Here is a 15,082-nt window from a genome sequence, read left to right as displayed (position 1 = left end):
TTGTTGTATAGATCGAAAAACGCATTCGGTGTCATCCCGTGGCTTGACCACGGGATGACAGAGATGGATTCCATAAGTTAATCAAGTAATATTTGTCTTTTATTTAAAAGTAACTTATATTAGATTTCACTTAAAGAAATAATGTATAAATCTATGGAAATTGTTAATAGCGTTGATGCATCTGTATCTTGCCAGGGCAAAGAATCTCCATATGACCATCCAAAAGTTTATTTAGAGATAGATAAAGAAAAAAAGGAAGTTATCTGCCCATATTGTAGTAAGAAATTTAAATTAGTAACAAAATGACTATCAAGTTTCTTTCGGAAAGTACTATCAACCGAATTGCTGCCGGTGAGGTTATAGAAAGACCCGCATCGGTAGTAAAGGAATTAGTTGAAAATGCTGTTGATGCAGGTAGTACTAAAATAGATATTATCTTAGAACGTGCCGGTAAAAATCTAATCATTATTTCCGATGACGGTATCGGTATGACTGATAAGGAGTTAGAAATTGCCGTTGAACGTCATACAACTTCTAAGCTTGATGAAAGTGATTTTCTAAATATTCATACTTTCGGTTTTAGGGGCGAAGCACTGCCGTCTATTGCTGCCATTAGCAAAATGCTAATTACTTCCAAGAAACAAGGGGCTGACAAAGCATTTCAGATTAAATTAATCGGTGGCAATGAAAAACAAGTTACTATTTCTGTTCATAATGAAGGTACTAAAATAGAGATACGTGATTTATTTTTCGCAACACCTGCACGTTTAAAATTTCTTAGAGCTGATAAAACAGAGCTTGCAGCAACTGTAGATGTGGTTAAGAAAATCACTCTAGCACATCCTGAAATTTCTTTTAGTTTAACACATGACGGCAAGAATTTATTAAAACTAAAGGGACAAAATAAAGATGCAGAAACTAACCTAAAACAGCGTATAATTGATGTTATAGGCGATGATTTTATAAAAAATGCCGCTTATATAGATTTCAAAACACCTGATTTCTCTATTTGCGGCTATACTAGTATCCCGACGTATAATAGAGCTTCAAGTGAAGATCAGTTTTTATTTATTAATAATAGACCGGTAAAAGATAAATTATTACAGGTAGCTTTAAGGGTAGCATATCAAGATTATTTAGCTCGTGATCGTTATCCGCTATGTGCTATATTCTTACAAGTTGATCCGCAACTTGTTGACGTTAACGTACATCCGGCAAAAGTAGAGGTAAGATTTCATGACCCGAATTATGTGCGAAATTTATTAATAGAAGCAATTAAAAATGCTTTAACAAATAAAAGCCATGTTACTTCTACTACTATTGCAACTGATGCTCTTGAACTATTTAAAAATCCTTTAGTCAACAAACAACCACAGATAAGCAAAGCTATAAATGTTAATAGTAAATCGGCAGATTATAGACCTACTACTCATTCTACACTTAATAAAGTTCCTCAAAATCATGTTTGTCAAAAATTAATCGATACATTACCACATGCTAAAATAGAACAAGAAGTAGAAAACCGTATAGAACATGAACAGCAAACCCGTAAACAATATAAACTTGGGGCAGCTAAAACACAACTTCATACGACTTATATTATTTCACAAACCGAAGATAGTATAGTGATTACCGACCAGCATGCAGCACATGAACGTTTAGGGTATGAAAAAATAAAAGATTACCTTAAAACGGAAGAGTTAATCAAACAGCGTTTGCTTATCCCTGAGATAGTAGAACTGCCAAATGAAAAAAAAGCAGATTGTTTATATGAACATAGAGAAAAACTATATAAACTCGGTTTAACTCTAGAAAAATTCGGCGAAAAATCTATTATAGTAACTGAAATTCCAAATATCCTTGGAGACGTAAACGTACAAAAGTTAATTCAGGATCTCGCTGATCATTTATCGGATTTTGGTGAGAATATAGCTTTGACGGAGTTAATAGAGCATGTGACGGAAACTTATGCCTGTCATTACTCTATTAGAGCAGGACGAAAATTATCAGCGGACGAGATGAATGCTTTACTGCGTCAAATGGAAAATACGCCGTTTTCAGGTCAATGTAATCACGGTAGACCTACGTATATTGAGTTGAAGCTTAAGGATATCGAACGCTTATTTGGACGGTAACTCGTTTAAGCATTCGGTGTCATACCGTGGCTTGACCACGGTATCTAGAAAAACAATTTAAAATACTAAATAATTTTAGTATTTATTATTGGATCCCGCGATCAAGTCGCGGGATGACATAAGTAAAATCGATCCATAGTAATTAAGTATGTAGAGTATTTTACTTGACTATTTTTCAATTTCGTTTTATTCTGCTTTTCTTAGAATAATAAAATAATATCTTGATTTAAGGTGTCAGCTAATGGCAAAGAAAAATAAAAATGTTTTGGTAAGGCTAGTAAGTACTGCCGGCACAGGTGTTTTTTGGGTAAAAAAACGTAATCCAAAGACCCAAACCGAGAAAATTTCTTTTCGTAAGTATGATAAAGTAGTTAGAAAACATGTTCTTTTTAAAGAAGAAAAAATAAAGTAATTGTAAGTAATATATGGCAGTAAAAATTCGTTTAGCTAGAGGCGGTGCTAAAAAGCGTCCTTTTTACCGTGTAGTAGTAGCTAACGCAACAGCACCTCGTGACGGTGACTTTTTAGAAAAAGTCGGAACTTATAATCCAATGCTTGCTTCAGATAATAGTGAGCGTGTGGTTTTAAAAAAAGATCGTATAGAATATTGGCTTGGCACCGGTGCTAAACCAACTGAGCGAGTCGCGAAATTTATTGAACAAGCGGGTGTTACTCTTCCTGAGAAAGTTAAAAAGGAAATGGAAGTTAAAGCAAAAAACCGCAAAGCTAGACCAAGTAAAAAGGAAGCTAAAGAAGCTTAGTTTATAGTGTGTTTTCGTCATTGCGAGCAGGCATTGACTGTGTGGATCAATTTCACACCTGTGTCATCCCGCGACTTGATCGCGGGATCTAGTAAATTTGACTATTACAAGCTATTTTTCTAGATACCCGTGGTCCAGACCATATCTTTTTCTCTATAATCATATTAATATGCCGGATTAGCTCAGTGGTAGAGCAACCGCCTTGTAAGCGGTAGGTCATCAGTTCAAATCCGATATCCGGCACCATCAAAATTTTTCTTGTTATACTTGACGCTATCTTTGTATAGATACCAAATCATCATTGCGAGCAAGCTTTTACAAGAATGACATAGAAAAAAACATACAATAGCGACATCCTTTAAAATTTTTATCTATGATAGTAATCGATAAAACATCTTATAGAGCTGTGGGATTTGATAAACGTATTAAATTCCTAGTGCTACATTATACACAGTGTGATTTTAAGCAATCTTTAGATTTTTTAACTGGTGAAAGGTTAAGTAGCCATTATTTAATAAACAATGAAAACCCTGAATATATATTTCAATTAGTAGAAGAGCATGATAGAGCATGGCATGCCGGAGTAAGTTACTGGCAAGGTTATGAGCGTATTAATGATACATCAATCGGTATTGAAATCGTAAATCCTGCTTTTGAAGTAAATGCAAAAAACAATAATATAACCTGGCTGCCTTATTCAAAGCAACAAATTAATAGTGTTATAAGTTTGTGTAAACAGATTATTGCTAGATATGATATTAAACCTACTAGAGTGGTTGGGCATTCTGATATTGCTTCAGGTAGAAAACAGGACCCAGGTCCACTATTTCCTTGGAAACTATTATATGATAACGATATTGGAGCTTGGTATGATGAACAGGTGTTTAACGATCTATTGTCACAAGTTGATATAACCGATATTAAAGCAATTCAGCAAAAATTTATTACATACGGTTATAAACTTGAAGCTACCGGAATTTTAGATTCTAAAATGAAAGATGTTATAATTTCGTTTCAAATGCATTTTCGTCCTAGTAACTTTTTCGGTGATTTAGATGTTGAAACAATAGCAATTTTAGATGCATTAATATTGAAATATAAATCCGAGTTAGGCAATTAATATGGTACAATTCATAACAATACCGTGTCTCACTGATTACTCGGTTACTTTGAAGTTAATGGAAGACCATGTTAATAAGGTAATTGATACTAATGAGCCGGAAATTGTTTATTTAGTTGAGCATTCGGAAGTATATACAGCCGGTACTAATTACAACTCAGAAGAAGTATTAGATTTTGGTGACATTCCGGTAATTTACACAGGACGTGGCGGTAAATTTACTTTTCATGGACCGGGTCAGCGTGTTATTTATCCAATTCTTAATTTAGCCTTACCAAATCGCCACAAAGATTTAAAGCTATATATAAAAATGCTTGAAGAATGGATTATAAATAGCTTAAATTATTTTGGAATTAAAGCATATATTATTAAAGATAAAGTAGGAATTTGGGTAAAAGTAAGGAAAGATGAATTTGCTAAAATTGCTGCAATAGGTGTTAGAGTAAGAAAATGGGTTACATATCACGGTGTAGCTATAAATATTTCAACAGATTTAAGTAAGTTTAGTGGGATTATTCCTTGTGGACTTGAAAATTCTTTAGTAACATCTTTAAATCAGTTAGGAATTCATATTGAAATGTCTGAATTTGATAAAATTATTCAAACTGAATTTAATAAAATATTTAAATGATCAGAAAATTTTTACTCACAATTTTAGCAATTTTTGCTCTTTGGATTGTTGGTTTTGGTTATTATTTATATTTAATAAATTCTTATAAGCTTAATAGTAATACCACTAATGCAATAATAGTATTTGCAGGAGGAGGACATAAAATTGAAACCGGTATTGCAATGCTTAAGGCAGGCTATGCCCCTATATTATTTATTACCGGTATAGAATCTGCAGGGCAATTAAAAAATTTGCTAAAAGAACATAGCGTAATAGAACAGCAAGTAATACTTGCTCCGAATAAAATAATGTCTGAAGAAGATAATATTAAGAAAGCGGTTGATTTTATTGTAACTTACAATCTTACTTCAATAATTTTAGTAGAGCATAATTATAATATGCCTTTTATGCTAAATAAGCTTGAAAAAGCGATTCCTTCTTCTAATAATATCTATATAGTACCATATCCTGTTTTTCCAAACAAAAATATATTAAAATCCTATCATCGTTATTTAATGAGTATACTCGTTTAATTTGAAAATTAGCTACGTTGTTTCTTGCTGATAATCCTCACGTACTAGTCTGCGGTTATCATCTTCAAGACGCTTTACTCTTTTCTAGTACAATATTTTAGAACGGCTACGCAAAATAATGCAGAGATTAAAGAGCCTATTATTACTGCAGCTCTCATAGAGTTTGAAGGACAACTACTCTCAAACGTAATACTACCTATAAATAAACTTAGGGTAAATCCAATTCCTCCAAGTATAGCTATAGAATAAAATTTTAACCATGAAGTATCACTTGGCAAATTACAGAGTTTAAATTTTACAAATGGATATGAAAATAGCATAATACCTAATTGCTTATCTACAAATAAACCAAATATTATCCATTAACAGGTATAAAAAGTGCTATAATGGTTCCGCATAAAGTACCGTGAATACCTGACTCCACCATACTAATCCATAATAATAAACCTACAATTATATAATAAAATAATTGTTTAACTTGTCGATAATTCAATATAAACAAGATGAATATAATTACAGAGGAAATTAGTAATGCCGGAGTATTGATTGTTTTAATATAAAACAAGGCTAGTATAGCATCGTCAATTAATGAGAAACCTATAATAAAAGCTCGTAATTCTAAAGATATATGTCGGCTGAAAAAGGATAAAATACCAAGGACAAAAGCAGTATCAGTTGCTATAGGAATAGCCCATCCTTTTATTAATCCCGGTTTATCATAATTAAAAAACATATACATTAGGGCAGGAACTACCACACCTCCAACCAAGGGCTGCCGCCGCAGGTAATATTAGTTTTTTTATTTTTATATTCACCTTCTACTAGGTGAAATTTCATCTCTAAACCTATTAATAAAAAGAAGAAAGTCATGAGACCGTCATTAACTAACTCTATAAAAGTTGTTTGTAAACTTACATTTCCTATTGTTAAAGAAAATTTACTGTAAATAAAAGAAGAATAATATTTTGCTAGGAAAATATTATTGCTGACAATTATTGCTAAAGTAAAAGCAATAATTAATAATATACCGGCAAAAGTGCCTGATTTAATTAATTCTCTTAACTGGTTATTTATACTCATGATTTTAATATTAGGCTCATAATAATAAGTTATTTAAATTCATTAAGAAAGTCAAAAATCTATATAAATCCACAGCAATAATTTATTTTTTAGTGAGATAAAAAGTTGTTTTTTGTACTTTTATAAGCTTGTATAATAAGTGTAAGAAGATATAATTATTAATTACAAAATAAAAATATCTAAGCAATTCTTATGTTAGCAGAACAGCAAACCGAATGGATTATCAGCAATAACCTTGTAAATAAGGGATGGTATATAGATAATGATAATAAAAAGAATGTTTATTTCCAAAAACCAAAATCAAAAATAGAACAGACAAGATTAAACGGAAAAAGACCGGATTATATCTTATATGAAAGTAATATTGATAAACCTATTGCAATAATAGAAGCAAAAAAAACAGGAGTGGATTTAAGGCAAGCTTTGGATCAAGCTGCGGAATATGCAAAATTGCTTGATGTACCTATAGTGTTCGCAATGAACGGAGCTTACTGCGAAGCTCGTTTTGTTTCAAATAATAAAGAGCTTATATTAAACGATGACGAAGTAAGGGAATTACTGCGTGAAAAAGAATTATTAGCTTTTTTAGAAGCAAACAGTAATGAAGCTTGGACTATACCGAAAGAAGTTAAAGTATCACGTGAAGAATTAATATCAATATTTAAAAACTTGAATAATCTTTTAAGAAGTGAAGGGCTCCGAGCAGGAATAGAAAGATTTAGTGAGTTTGCAAATATATTATTCTTAAAATTATTAAGCGAAAACAACGAAAAATCTTGGTGGAATAATATCAAAGCACAATCAAACGATGATATTATTGGTTACATTAATAGCTATGTTATAGAACAAATTAAGAATAAATACGGTGGTGATGTTTTTACGCCTATTTCTCTAAGTAATTCCAATACTCTTCGTCATATTATTGATGCAATCGATCCTCTCATTTTATCTACAATTGATACGGATATAAAAGGTGATGCATTTGAGTATTTCCTAGAAAAAACCACATCAACAGAAAATGATTTAGGTGAATATTTTACACCGAGAAATATCGTTAAAACCATTATTAATTTGGTTGATCCTAAATTTAAAGAAACAATTTATGATCCTTTTTGCAGTACCGGTGGGTTCTTAACTGAAGCTTTTAATTATATCAAAGAAAATAATATAATTAATACCGATGAAGATTTAGAAAAATTAAGATTTAATACATATTATAACGGAATTGCAAAAAATAACGGTGATGCTGCTTGTGTTTTGCATTGCCTGCAAAATTTAAAAGAGGGTGGTAGAATGGCATTGGTAGTACCTGAAGGGTTCTTATTCAGAAAAACCACCGCTGCTGTTCGTCAATTTTTACTATCAAAAGCAAAGTTGCAACTCGTTATCTCTTTACCGCAAGGTACTTTTTTACCTTATACGGGAGTAAAAACGTCAATACTTTATTTTACCGATGCACATAAGCCAAATAATCAAAAAGAATATTGACTTACTCTAGACAATAAAAAAAGAAAAATGGTTGGTATAAATGATTTAAATAAAATTGATTCCTCAGACATTAGTAAGGTAGATAAAAATCCTGATTTAAAAACTAATATGTTTGAACTTGGATTTGAAATTATAGATTTAAAGAAAATAAAGAATAATGGGTATAACTTAGTAGGTAATCATTATAGAGAAGCGATAAAAAAGGAAAAGTTTACTTTGGTAAAGTTATCGAAAATATGTCATATATATAATGGTTCAACCCCTTCAAGAAAAGAACAAAAATATTGGTATAACGGTGATATACCTTGGTTTACCTTAGAAGATTTGGAAAATGGGGAAAACGTTTAAAACTAAACAATTTAATTACAGAAAAAGCCTTAGAAGAAACTAGTGTAAAATTATTACCTACTAACACTATATTACTATCTTGTACAGCAACAATAGGCAAAGTTGCTTTTTCTAAAATACCGCTTACTACTAATCAACAAATAAATTGGTTAGTTATTAAAGAGGAATATGCAGATCAAATTTTACCAAAATTCTTATTTTACACCTGTAAGTCATTAGAACAAAAGTTATTAGATATTTGTACAACCCAAACAACTAAATATATATCCATTACTAAATTAGACGAAATTGCAATTTTTCTTCCACCTATTGAAGAACAGCAAAAAATTGTTGAGGAGTTGGATAGTTATCAAAAAATAATAGATGGGGCAAAACAGATAATAGATAATTGGAAACCCAGTTTTGAAATAAATAAACAATGGAAAATTGTTAAAATTGGTGACATTTGTAATAACAAAGTGCAGTATGGTCTTTCACAAGACATGAATATAGAGGGTGAAGGGTAAAAATACTTAGAATAGGAAACTTACAAAAGGGATTATTAGAGTTTACAGATATAAAATATGTTAAAATTGATAAAGAAACTTTTAGACAATTTAAACTTAATAAAGGGGGTATTTTATTCAACAGAACCAATAGTTTTGAATTGGTAGGTAAAACCTCTATATTTGAAGTAGAGTCAGAATATTGCTTTGCCTCTTATTTGATAAGAATAGTTGTCAACCAAGAAAAAATACTGTCTAAATTTTTAAATTTATATATGAATACTGATTTATTTCAAAAAAATCTTAAAAATTATGCTAAACAATCTAATAATCAAGCAAACATAAATGCTCAGATACTTTTAGCACAAAAAATCCCTCTTCCTTCTCTTTTAATTCAAGAAGAGATTATTGCAGAGTTAGAACATGAAAGAAATATAATTGAAGCAAATAAAGAAACCATAAAGCTTTTTGAAAACAAACTAAAAACCAAATTAAATTCTCTTTGGCAATAATTGATGTACATTAACTACTTAAAAGATTTGATTGGTTTTAAGTCTGTAACTCCTGAGAGCGATGGGGCTATTGAGTATATTGATGATTTGCTTAAAAAACACGGCTTTAAGACCGAAATAAAAATATTCGGCGATTCTAAAAGCGAGCAAGTCACTAACCTTTATGCTGTTTTCGGTAGCAATGAGCCTAATATTTGCTTTGTTGGGCATGTAGATGTAGTGCCGGCAGGCAATCATAAGCTTTGGCATAATGCGAGTCCATTTAAGTCTCATGAGCAAGATGGAAAGATATACGGCAGAGGTGCGGTGGATATGAAAGGGGCTATAGCGTGCTTTCTAGCTGCCGGTTTAGATTTTATAAAAAATAATACCGATTTTAAAGGTTCCGTTAGTTTCTTACTTACTAGTGATGAAGAGGGAAAAGCAAAACATGGTACTAAAGAAATGCTGCAATATATTCGTAATCAAGGGCATAAAATTGATTTTGCCGTTGTCGGTGAACCTACTTGTGAAAAAGAAATAGGCGATACAATTAAGATCGGCAGAAGAGGAAGTGTTAACTTTAAATTAAATATAGAAGGTTTAGCAGGGCATGTAGCTTATCCTCATAAAGCAAATAATCCGTTGCATTGCTTAATAAGAATATTGAACGAGTTAACAAATATAAAACTTGATCAAGGGACTAGACCTCTTCGGAAACTCGCTTATAGGGAGGAATTTGAAGGAGACACGGAACGCAGAACCGCAGCGTACACAAGCGTACGTGAGGATTCGAGTACCGAATCGACGTACAAATTACCCCTAGAAGTAGAGTTTCCGAAGAGGTCTAATGAATTTTTTCAAAGCTCTAACCTTGAAGTAACGAATATCGATGTCGGTAATAATACTTTAAATGTAATTCCGGCAAGTACAGAAGCATTTTTCAATATACGTTTTAATAATTTACATAGTGCAGAAACTTTAGCAAAACAGATAGAAGAAATTATTAAACAGAATTGTAAAGAATATAAAGTAGATTATAAGTTAGAATATAGTAGTTCTGCTGAAAGTTTTATTCAGAATCCTAGAGATAAAATAAAAGAATTTGCTAAAGTAGTAGAGCATACGCTTAAAATAAAGCCTGAATTCTCTACAAGCGGCGGTACGTCGGATGCAAGATTCGTCAAAAATTATTGTCCGTTAGTAGAGTTCGGTTTATTATCCGAAACGGCACATAAAATAAACGAATACACAAAAATTAGCGATTTACAAAAATTATATGATGTGTATTATAATTTTTTGATGGAAATACTTTGATGTCATTCCCGCAGAGGCAGGAATGACATCGAATCCATGCAACAATGCCTTACGGTAACGACATTACTATATGCGGATGTGATGAAACTGGTAGACATGCAAGATTTAGGTTCTTGTGCCGCGAGGCGTGGGGGTTCAAGTCCCTTCATCCGTACCACTTAAATTTTCTCATAAAAAATAACATAAAATTTTTATGCAGCAATTTAGTATTTATCAAACAAGCGATGAATTACTTCTAAAATCGATATTGCTTCTGATAGAAAAATGCTATCACTCTGATCTTAAAAGCGTGATATTAACTGCAGATACAGATCACCAAGAAATGCTCAATAAAAATCTTTGGACTTATTCACGTAAGCAATTTATACCTCACGGTAGTAAGCTTGATCCACAGCCTGAAAAACAGCCGATTTATATTACCGATGAGTTACAAAATCCTAATAATGCTAGTGTGCTTGTTATTATTTCGCCTACGGATGTAGGAAAAATTTTACAAGCAGAAGAGTATATAAGAGTTTTCAAAAGGATAATTATAATAACCGATTTACCGGAAGATTTAAAAGAATTAACAGTTAAAATAAATAAATTTACCGGACAGGAAAACAAAATTGATTGTTTTACTCAAAATCCTCGTGGAACTTGGAATAAAGTAGTCTAATAAATTTATATTCTTTTACGTACAAATAAATATAATCCGATCATTAAGGCAATAACCAAATTGGAATAACAAGCAAAAATAAAATCTAGATTTTTTGAGGCAAAATTTTGCAATATAAAATGAATTGAAGTAACTAGCAATACTGTTAAGGCAGAAAATAATACCGGCATAAAAGTTGTCTTTTTGCTATAAGGATATCTCAAAAAAACTGCAAGAGCTAAAAAAGGTAATACAAAATTATATAAAGGCCAAATTATTCTTTGATGTGCTTCAGCAATTAATTTAATTTTTTTAGTAATAGCTAAATCATGAGGAGGGGCAAGTAATTCGCTTATATAATATTCGTTTGCTTCTTTATTATGTTTAGTTCTTTGCGATACTAAAGGATTATCATTTTGCAGTTTTATCATTAAAGAATCGAAAGTTAACTGAGTTAAATTACCGTTTACGTCATATTCTTGTCTTATGCCTTTATTAAGTTCAAAAATCGGGCTATTATCATATATATTAAGAGTACCTGAACCCGCAAATACTACTGATGGGTTATCAGCGTTGCGATTATCAAATATTATTACGCCGTTCATAATATTCCCTGCTGATTTTTTATCTATAAAAACAGTGATATCTTTCGTTACTTTATTAAAAGTTTTCTCTTCAATCATACTTGATATATAATTATTCTTTATAAAGCTTAAACGTGATTTTAAGTTTATATGAGATAACGGCAGGATGGTAGAAGATATATAATAAGCAAGTAGCATAACTATTAATGCGACATATAAAGCAGGCAATGCTAGCTGTACATTATTAACTCCTGAAGCTTGTAATATAATTAATTGTCGCTCGACTTTTAAATTATTATAGATATAGATCACGGCAATAACCGTTATTACCGGTAACAGAATAAATAATAAAGTAGGAAGTACTAAAACTATTAAACTGAAGAAGTTCATAACTTTTATACCTTTATCAAATAAATATAAAAGTTTTAATATTTGCGTTATCCATACTATACTAGTCACTGAAAAAGTAACGACTATAAGCAGCGGTAAGATATTTTTTATAAAGTATTTTCGGTATAGTAGCATAATGTTTATTTGATTTTTTGATGTCATTCTCGTTTGGCATTGTTGCGTAGACCGGTAAAATCCACTGTGTCACCTAAGTTCGCTTGACCACGGGGTCCATAAAAACAATAAAAAATACTAATAATTTTAGTATTTTTAACTGGATCCCGTGGTCAAGCCACGGGATGACAGAGGTGAAATTGATCCACGCAACAATGCCTTCTCGTTTTTAGCTAGGAGCGACATCAAACGCTTTTCAAAAACTGTTCAGTACTATGGATGGTTAGATGGGTTTTGTGGGAACTCGTTCCCGGTTCATTTCAAAATAATTAAAAACCAAGTTCACTGTGTGAACCTAATCGTATTAACTCCAATGTGTCAGCATTGGGTTTTCTATAAATTAATACTAAATCCGGTTTAATATGACAATCTCTACAATCTTTTCAATTACCTATAAGGGCATGATCTCTCATATGTATAGGTAATGTTATATCAGCAACCAAGTACCTAACTGCTTTCAGTAAAATATCATCCAAATTTATTCCATGTTTTCTACATTTTTCACGTTTATAGTCACGTTTAAACTGTGCAGTACGTTTAATCGTTCTCATTTAAATCAGATAACAAATTATTGATATTACCAACATGAACTAATTTGTCGCTTCTTGCAGCTTTCATAGCTTTAATTGTTTCATCATTTGGGATAAGCGGCTCAAACGGCAATGCTTTTTCACGAGCAACACGAAATAACAGCATACGAACAGCATCAGATAAAGTAAGTCCCATAGCAGCAAGCACTAAAGCTGCTTCTTCTTTCACGTCTTCATTAATACGGGCTCGCACAATAGAATCAGCCATACGCATCAAGTTAAGCCATAATTGTTAATAATTTTAGTGTATTTAAGGAAGATAATCTGGTTTTACGATATTTATCTTTCAAAGAAAATCTCCCCCAATCTATAATTAATTTCTTAAGGAACTGCTTTAAATCATTAAGACGTCCAGTAATAGACAGGAATAATTCTCTTGACCTTTTCTGTAGTTCAATAAATGCTTTGGTTAAACTAATTTCTCTATCATTTGCTAATTCTACACAATTCGATAATCCATGAAAAATAAGCACACTACATAATTTACCATATAATTCACACAAAACTCTTGCAGGTTTACTTCTCCCTTTAAGATTTTCAATTTTTGCATGACTTTTATATAATTTAAATAATAATTCAATTTGCCATCTTGCTCGATAAATTATCATTATATGCTCAGCATTAACCATATCCTCTGATATATTAGTGATAAATATTGACCAATCTAGTAATCTCTGGTTTCTTGAAGAAGATTTATATTTATGAGACTTAGCTAATAAATTAGCCTTCCTTCTTCTACCAATAGCCTGTTCATCAGTCAATTTATGACATATAATCCGTAGCTTAACTTTTGCTTGTTTACCTAAAAGTACATCTTTTGATAAAAAGAATTTATTATCTAATAGGTTTAATAAATCAATTTTTTCCTCAGTGATAGGGTCATATATATTAGTATCTGCTTTATAACGACTAATAAAATATGCACCAAGTTCGATAATTTGAATAAATGAAGCTGGGACAAAATAACCTAAATCAGATATTAATAAGTCCTTAGTAGATATGTTTGATAAATGTTCTCTATATCCTTGATCAGCCCTTATACCTTATCCGCCATATTGGCAGGTAGAATAATATGGCTACTATCCAATAATTTAACGCTATTAAATTGCTGCAAAATGTTGCATGCTGCAAAATGTTGCAATCAAGCGGCATAGTATTTCTAAATAATTTCAAGCATTGTTCATACATTGACTGCATAAATTTTACTGCTACCTCAGTAAACCTAAAGTCTAAGCCTTGGGCAGAAATATCTATAGTTTCTTCACTTAAAAAGTTACGCATTCCATCAAGACTACAATTACTATCGCTCATATTACCAAACACTATAGCTTTTAGAAAAGCTGAACCAGTTATTTTTCGTTGTCTCTTAATAAATCCTGTTGTAATGGATAAATTATTGGCTGTCTCTCCAAAAAACTCTTGGCATAGTTTTGCTAAGTTTACTATTTTCCCCATAGGATAAATTCTCACAATTTAGTTGTTAATCTTGCAAAAATTTATACCATATATTAGCTTCTTTTTAATTCATAATTTACTACCGTAATACCAGTATAACCTACTTGCTTTTCTTAACTTGATGCGTATGATAGAATCAGCAGACATAAAAATCTTCTTTCAATAATGTAGCTACATTGTAGCACGCATATTAAAAACTTTCAAGATTAAAAACCAAGTTTTTATATATTTTTTCTTAATTACTGCCTCATTAATGAAAATCCCCGATCTTTCTTATTATATTATTTGCAAAGACTCGATAAATTAATTTACCTATCAATATTGTTATAAATGCAATAATAATGCCGTAGATTATATCACTTGGGTAATGCATGGCAAGGCTTATGCGAGATAATGACACGAGTATAATAACACAAATCATTAAGATTTTTAATGGTAATTTAATATAATCCCAAATAAAATACGTTACTAAAACGCTAAGAGCTGCGTGGCTGCTTGGAAAGCTTGAAAAGCATCTTTCGTTTGCAGTATTTATTACGGTCATGAAAGGAAGACTGCAATAAGGGCGAGGGAAATTAACTGAAAATTTAAGAGCGGTAAAAATTAAACCGAATACCCCGTATATTATACCGATTTCAACTAATTTATTATAACCGCGCCAAAATTTATTTTGCCGTTCATTATCATTTTTAATTTTCTTTAATTGAATATAAAAATATATACAGTATAAAATATATATTAAGGCGAAATTAGCGATATTAAAACAAAACGAAATTATTTTTAAAAAATAAGGTATTAGACCAATGTTAGTAATGTTATTCAAAAATAAGAATATTTCTTGATTTAAGCCGCAAAAATTATAAAAAACTTCAAACATCATTTTA

15 protein-coding genes, 2 tRNA genes and 6 pseudogenes are annotated in these 15,082 nt (G+C 31.2%); 16 read left to right on the top strand and 7 right to left on the bottom strand.

The window, feature by feature from the left end; genetic code table 11:
- Positions 1-141: 141 nt before the first annotated feature.
- From REIP_RS09095 to REIP_RS02300, 8 genes are all read left to right on the top strand, one after another.
- Positions 142-306, top strand: a complete 165-nt coding sequence (locus REIP_RS09095; protein WP_082068210.1) for a zinc-finger domain-containing protein — start codon at positions 142-144, stop codon at positions 304-306.
- Positions 303-2,135 (top strand): DNA mismatch repair endonuclease MutL, encoded by a 1,833-nt coding sequence (mutL, locus tag REIP_RS02330; RefSeq protein ID WP_045803730.1) that lies wholly within the window; start codon positions 303-305, stop codon positions 2,133-2,135. Before REIP_RS09095 ends, mutL begins: the two co-directional genes overlap by 4 nt.
- A gap of 241 nt (positions 2,136-2,376) precedes the next feature.
- Complete coding sequence (rpmG, locus tag REIP_RS02325; RefSeq protein ID WP_045803729.1) at positions 2,377-2,547, top strand: 50S ribosomal protein L33; 171 nt, start codon at positions 2,377-2,379, stop codon at positions 2,545-2,547.
- A gap of 13 nt (positions 2,548-2,560) precedes the next feature.
- Positions 2,561-2,896 (top strand): 30S ribosomal protein S16, encoded by a 336-nt coding sequence (rpsP, locus tag REIP_RS02320; RefSeq protein WP_040256643.1) that lies wholly within the window; start codon positions 2,561-2,563, stop codon positions 2,894-2,896.
- Positions 2,897-3,067: 171 nt separating this feature from the next.
- A tRNA-Thr gene (locus REIP_RS02315) sits at positions 3,068-3,142 on the top strand.
- A gap of 127 nt (positions 3,143-3,269) precedes the next feature.
- Positions 3,270-4,016, top strand: a complete 747-nt coding sequence (locus tag REIP_RS02310; protein WP_045803728.1) for an N-acetylmuramoyl-L-alanine amidase — start codon at positions 3,270-3,272, stop codon at positions 4,014-4,016.
- Position 4,017: 1 nt separating this feature from the next.
- Positions 4,018-4,647, top strand: a complete 630-nt coding sequence (lipB, locus tag REIP_RS02305; RefSeq protein WP_045803727.1) for a lipoyl(octanoyl) transferase LipB — start codon at positions 4,018-4,020, stop codon at positions 4,645-4,647.
- Complete coding sequence (locus REIP_RS02300) at positions 4,644-5,159, top strand: YdcF family protein (RefSeq protein WP_045803726.1); 516 nt, start codon at positions 4,644-4,646, stop codon at positions 5,157-5,159. The genes lipB and REIP_RS02300 overlap by 4 nt, the downstream gene beginning before the upstream one ends.
- 74 nt (positions 5,160-5,233) lie before the next feature.
- Here the strand turns inward: REIP_RS02300 and REIP_RS13130 are convergent.
- Both REIP_RS13130 and REIP_RS13125 read right to left on the bottom strand, forming a co-directional pair.
- Positions 5,234-5,968 (bottom strand): annotated as a pseudogene (locus REIP_RS13130) (Na+/H+ antiporter NhaA).
- A 40-nt stretch (positions 5,969-6,008) separates the two neighbouring features.
- Positions 6,009-6,239, bottom strand: a pseudogene (locus tag REIP_RS13125) (Na+/H+ antiporter NhaA); the annotation flags it as partial.
- Between the two features lie 192 nt (positions 6,240-6,431).
- Here REIP_RS13125 and REIP_RS09080 point away from each other — a divergent pair.
- The 7 genes from REIP_RS09080 to REIP_RS02260 all read left to right on the top strand — a co-directional run bounded on the left by REIP_RS09080 (position 6,432) and on the right by REIP_RS02260 (position 11,026).
- On the top strand, positions 6,432-7,727 hold the full coding sequence (locus tag REIP_RS09080; protein ID WP_082068207.1) for an N-6 DNA methylase: 1,296 nt from the start codon (positions 6,432-6,434) through the stop codon (positions 7,725-7,727).
- 27 nt (positions 7,728-7,754) lie between these two features.
- Positions 7,755-8,075, top strand: coding sequence for a hypothetical protein (locus REIP_RS08400; protein WP_052691078.1), 321 nt, complete (start codon positions 7,755-7,757; stop codon positions 8,073-8,075).
- Positions 8,033-8,581, top strand: a complete 549-nt coding sequence (locus REIP_RS08395) for a restriction endonuclease subunit S (protein WP_052691077.1) — start codon at positions 8,033-8,035, stop codon at positions 8,579-8,581. The genes REIP_RS08400 and REIP_RS08395 overlap by 43 nt, the downstream gene beginning before the upstream one ends.
- A gap of 2 nt (positions 8,582-8,583) precedes the next feature.
- Positions 8,584-9,072, top strand: a complete 489-nt coding sequence (locus REIP_RS02275; protein ID WP_082068206.1) for a restriction endonuclease subunit S — start codon at positions 8,584-8,586, stop codon at positions 9,070-9,072.
- Positions 9,073-9,075: 3 nt separating this feature from the next.
- Positions 9,076-10,368 carry a succinyl-diaminopimelate desuccinylase gene (dapE, locus tag REIP_RS02270; protein ID WP_045803724.1) on the top strand — a complete coding sequence of 431 codons (1,293 nt, stop codon included), beginning with the start codon at positions 9,076-9,078 and terminating at the stop codon, positions 10,366-10,368.
- Positions 10,369-10,440: 72 nt separating this feature from the next.
- A tRNA-Leu gene (locus tag REIP_RS02265) sits at positions 10,441-10,525 on the top strand.
- 36 nt (positions 10,526-10,561) lie between these two features.
- A complete protein-coding gene (locus REIP_RS02260; protein WP_045803723.1) occupies positions 10,562-11,026 on the top strand; it encodes a DNA polymerase III subunit chi in 465 nt (154 codons plus the stop codon).
- Between the two features lie 5 nt (positions 11,027-11,031).
- Here REIP_RS02260 and REIP_RS02255 read toward each other — a convergent pair whose 3' ends face one another.
- Entirely contained in the window at positions 11,032-12,114 is a 1,083-nt protein-coding gene (locus REIP_RS02255) for an LptF/LptG family permease (RefSeq protein ID WP_045804274.1), read from the bottom strand.
- A gap of 36 nt (positions 12,115-12,150) precedes the next feature.
- On the opposite strand from REIP_RS02255, the pseudogene REIP_RS13120 reads away from it, so the two are divergent.
- Positions 12,151-12,314, top strand: a pseudogene (locus REIP_RS13120) (tRNA(Ile)-lysidine synthetase); the annotation flags it as partial.
- A 108-nt stretch (positions 12,315-12,422) separates the two neighbouring features.
- Here the strand turns inward: REIP_RS13120 and REIP_RS02250 are convergent.
- From REIP_RS02250 to REIP_RS02235, 4 genes and pseudogenes are all read right to left on the bottom strand, one after another.
- A pseudogene (locus REIP_RS02250) lies at positions 12,423-12,704 on the bottom strand (type II toxin-antitoxin system YafQ family toxin).
- Positions 12,691-12,951 (bottom strand): type II toxin-antitoxin system RelB/DinJ family antitoxin, encoded by a 261-nt coding sequence (locus REIP_RS02245; protein WP_045804273.1) that lies wholly within the window; start codon positions 12,949-12,951, stop codon positions 12,691-12,693. Before REIP_RS02245 ends, REIP_RS02250 begins: the two are co-directional and overlap by 14 nt.
- 10 nt (positions 12,952-12,961) lie before the next feature.
- A pseudogene (locus REIP_RS02240) lies at positions 12,962-14,198 on the bottom strand (IS4 family transposase).
- Positions 14,199-14,437: 239 nt separating this feature from the next.
- A pseudogene (locus tag REIP_RS02235) lies at positions 14,438-15,075 on the bottom strand (phosphatase PAP2 family protein).
- Between the last annotated feature and the right edge of the window lie 7 nt (positions 15,076-15,082).

The organism is Rickettsia endosymbiont of Ixodes pacificus (assembly GCF_000965155.1).
GTDB classification, from domain to species: domain Bacteria; phylum Pseudomonadota; class Alphaproteobacteria; order Rickettsiales; family Rickettsiaceae; genus Rickettsia; species Rickettsia tamurae.
This window is presented reverse-complemented; position numbering and strand designations above follow the sequence as displayed.

Bases quoted from the DNA above. Each gene is read 5' to 3' on its own strand.
- REIP_RS09095 (WP_082068210.1), top strand. From the start codon at position 142: ATGTATAAATCTATGGAAATTGTTAATAGCGTTGATGCATCTGTATCT.
- rpsP (WP_040256643.1), top strand. From the start codon at position 2,561: ATGGCAGTAAAAATTCGTTTAGCTAGAGGCGGTGCTAAAAAGCGTCCT.
- REIP_RS09080 (WP_082068207.1), top strand. From the start codon at position 6,432: ATGTTAGCAGAACAGCAAACCGAATGGATTATCAGCAATAACCTTGTA.
- rpmG (WP_045803729.1), top strand. From the start codon at position 2,377: ATGGCAAAGAAAAATAAAAATGTTTTGGTAAGGCTAGTAAGTACTGCC.
- dapE (WP_045803724.1), top strand. From the start codon at position 9,076: ATGTACATTAACTACTTAAAAGATTTGATTGGTTTTAAGTCTGTAACT.
- REIP_RS02260 (WP_045803723.1), top strand. From the start codon at position 10,562: ATGCAGCAATTTAGTATTTATCAAACAAGCGATGAATTACTTCTAAAA.
- REIP_RS02300 (WP_045803726.1), top strand. From the start codon at position 4,644: ATGATCAGAAAATTTTTACTCACAATTTTAGCAATTTTTGCTCTTTGG.
- REIP_RS02255 (WP_045804274.1), bottom strand. From the start codon at position 12,114: ATGCTACTATACCGAAAATACTTTATAAAAAATATCTTACCGCTGCTT.
- REIP_RS02245 (WP_045804273.1), bottom strand. From the start codon at position 12,951: ATGGCTGATTCTATTGTGCGAGCCCGTATTAATGAAGACGTGAAAGAA.
- REIP_RS08400 (WP_052691078.1), top strand. From the start codon at position 7,755: ATGGTTGGTATAAATGATTTAAATAAAATTGATTCCTCAGACATTAGT.
- lipB (WP_045803727.1), top strand. From the start codon at position 4,018: ATGGTACAATTCATAACAATACCGTGTCTCACTGATTACTCGGTTACT.
- mutL (WP_045803730.1), top strand. From the start codon at position 303: ATGACTATCAAGTTTCTTTCGGAAAGTACTATCAACCGAATTGCTGCC.
- REIP_RS02310 (WP_045803728.1), top strand. From the start codon at position 3,270: ATGATAGTAATCGATAAAACATCTTATAGAGCTGTGGGATTTGATAAA.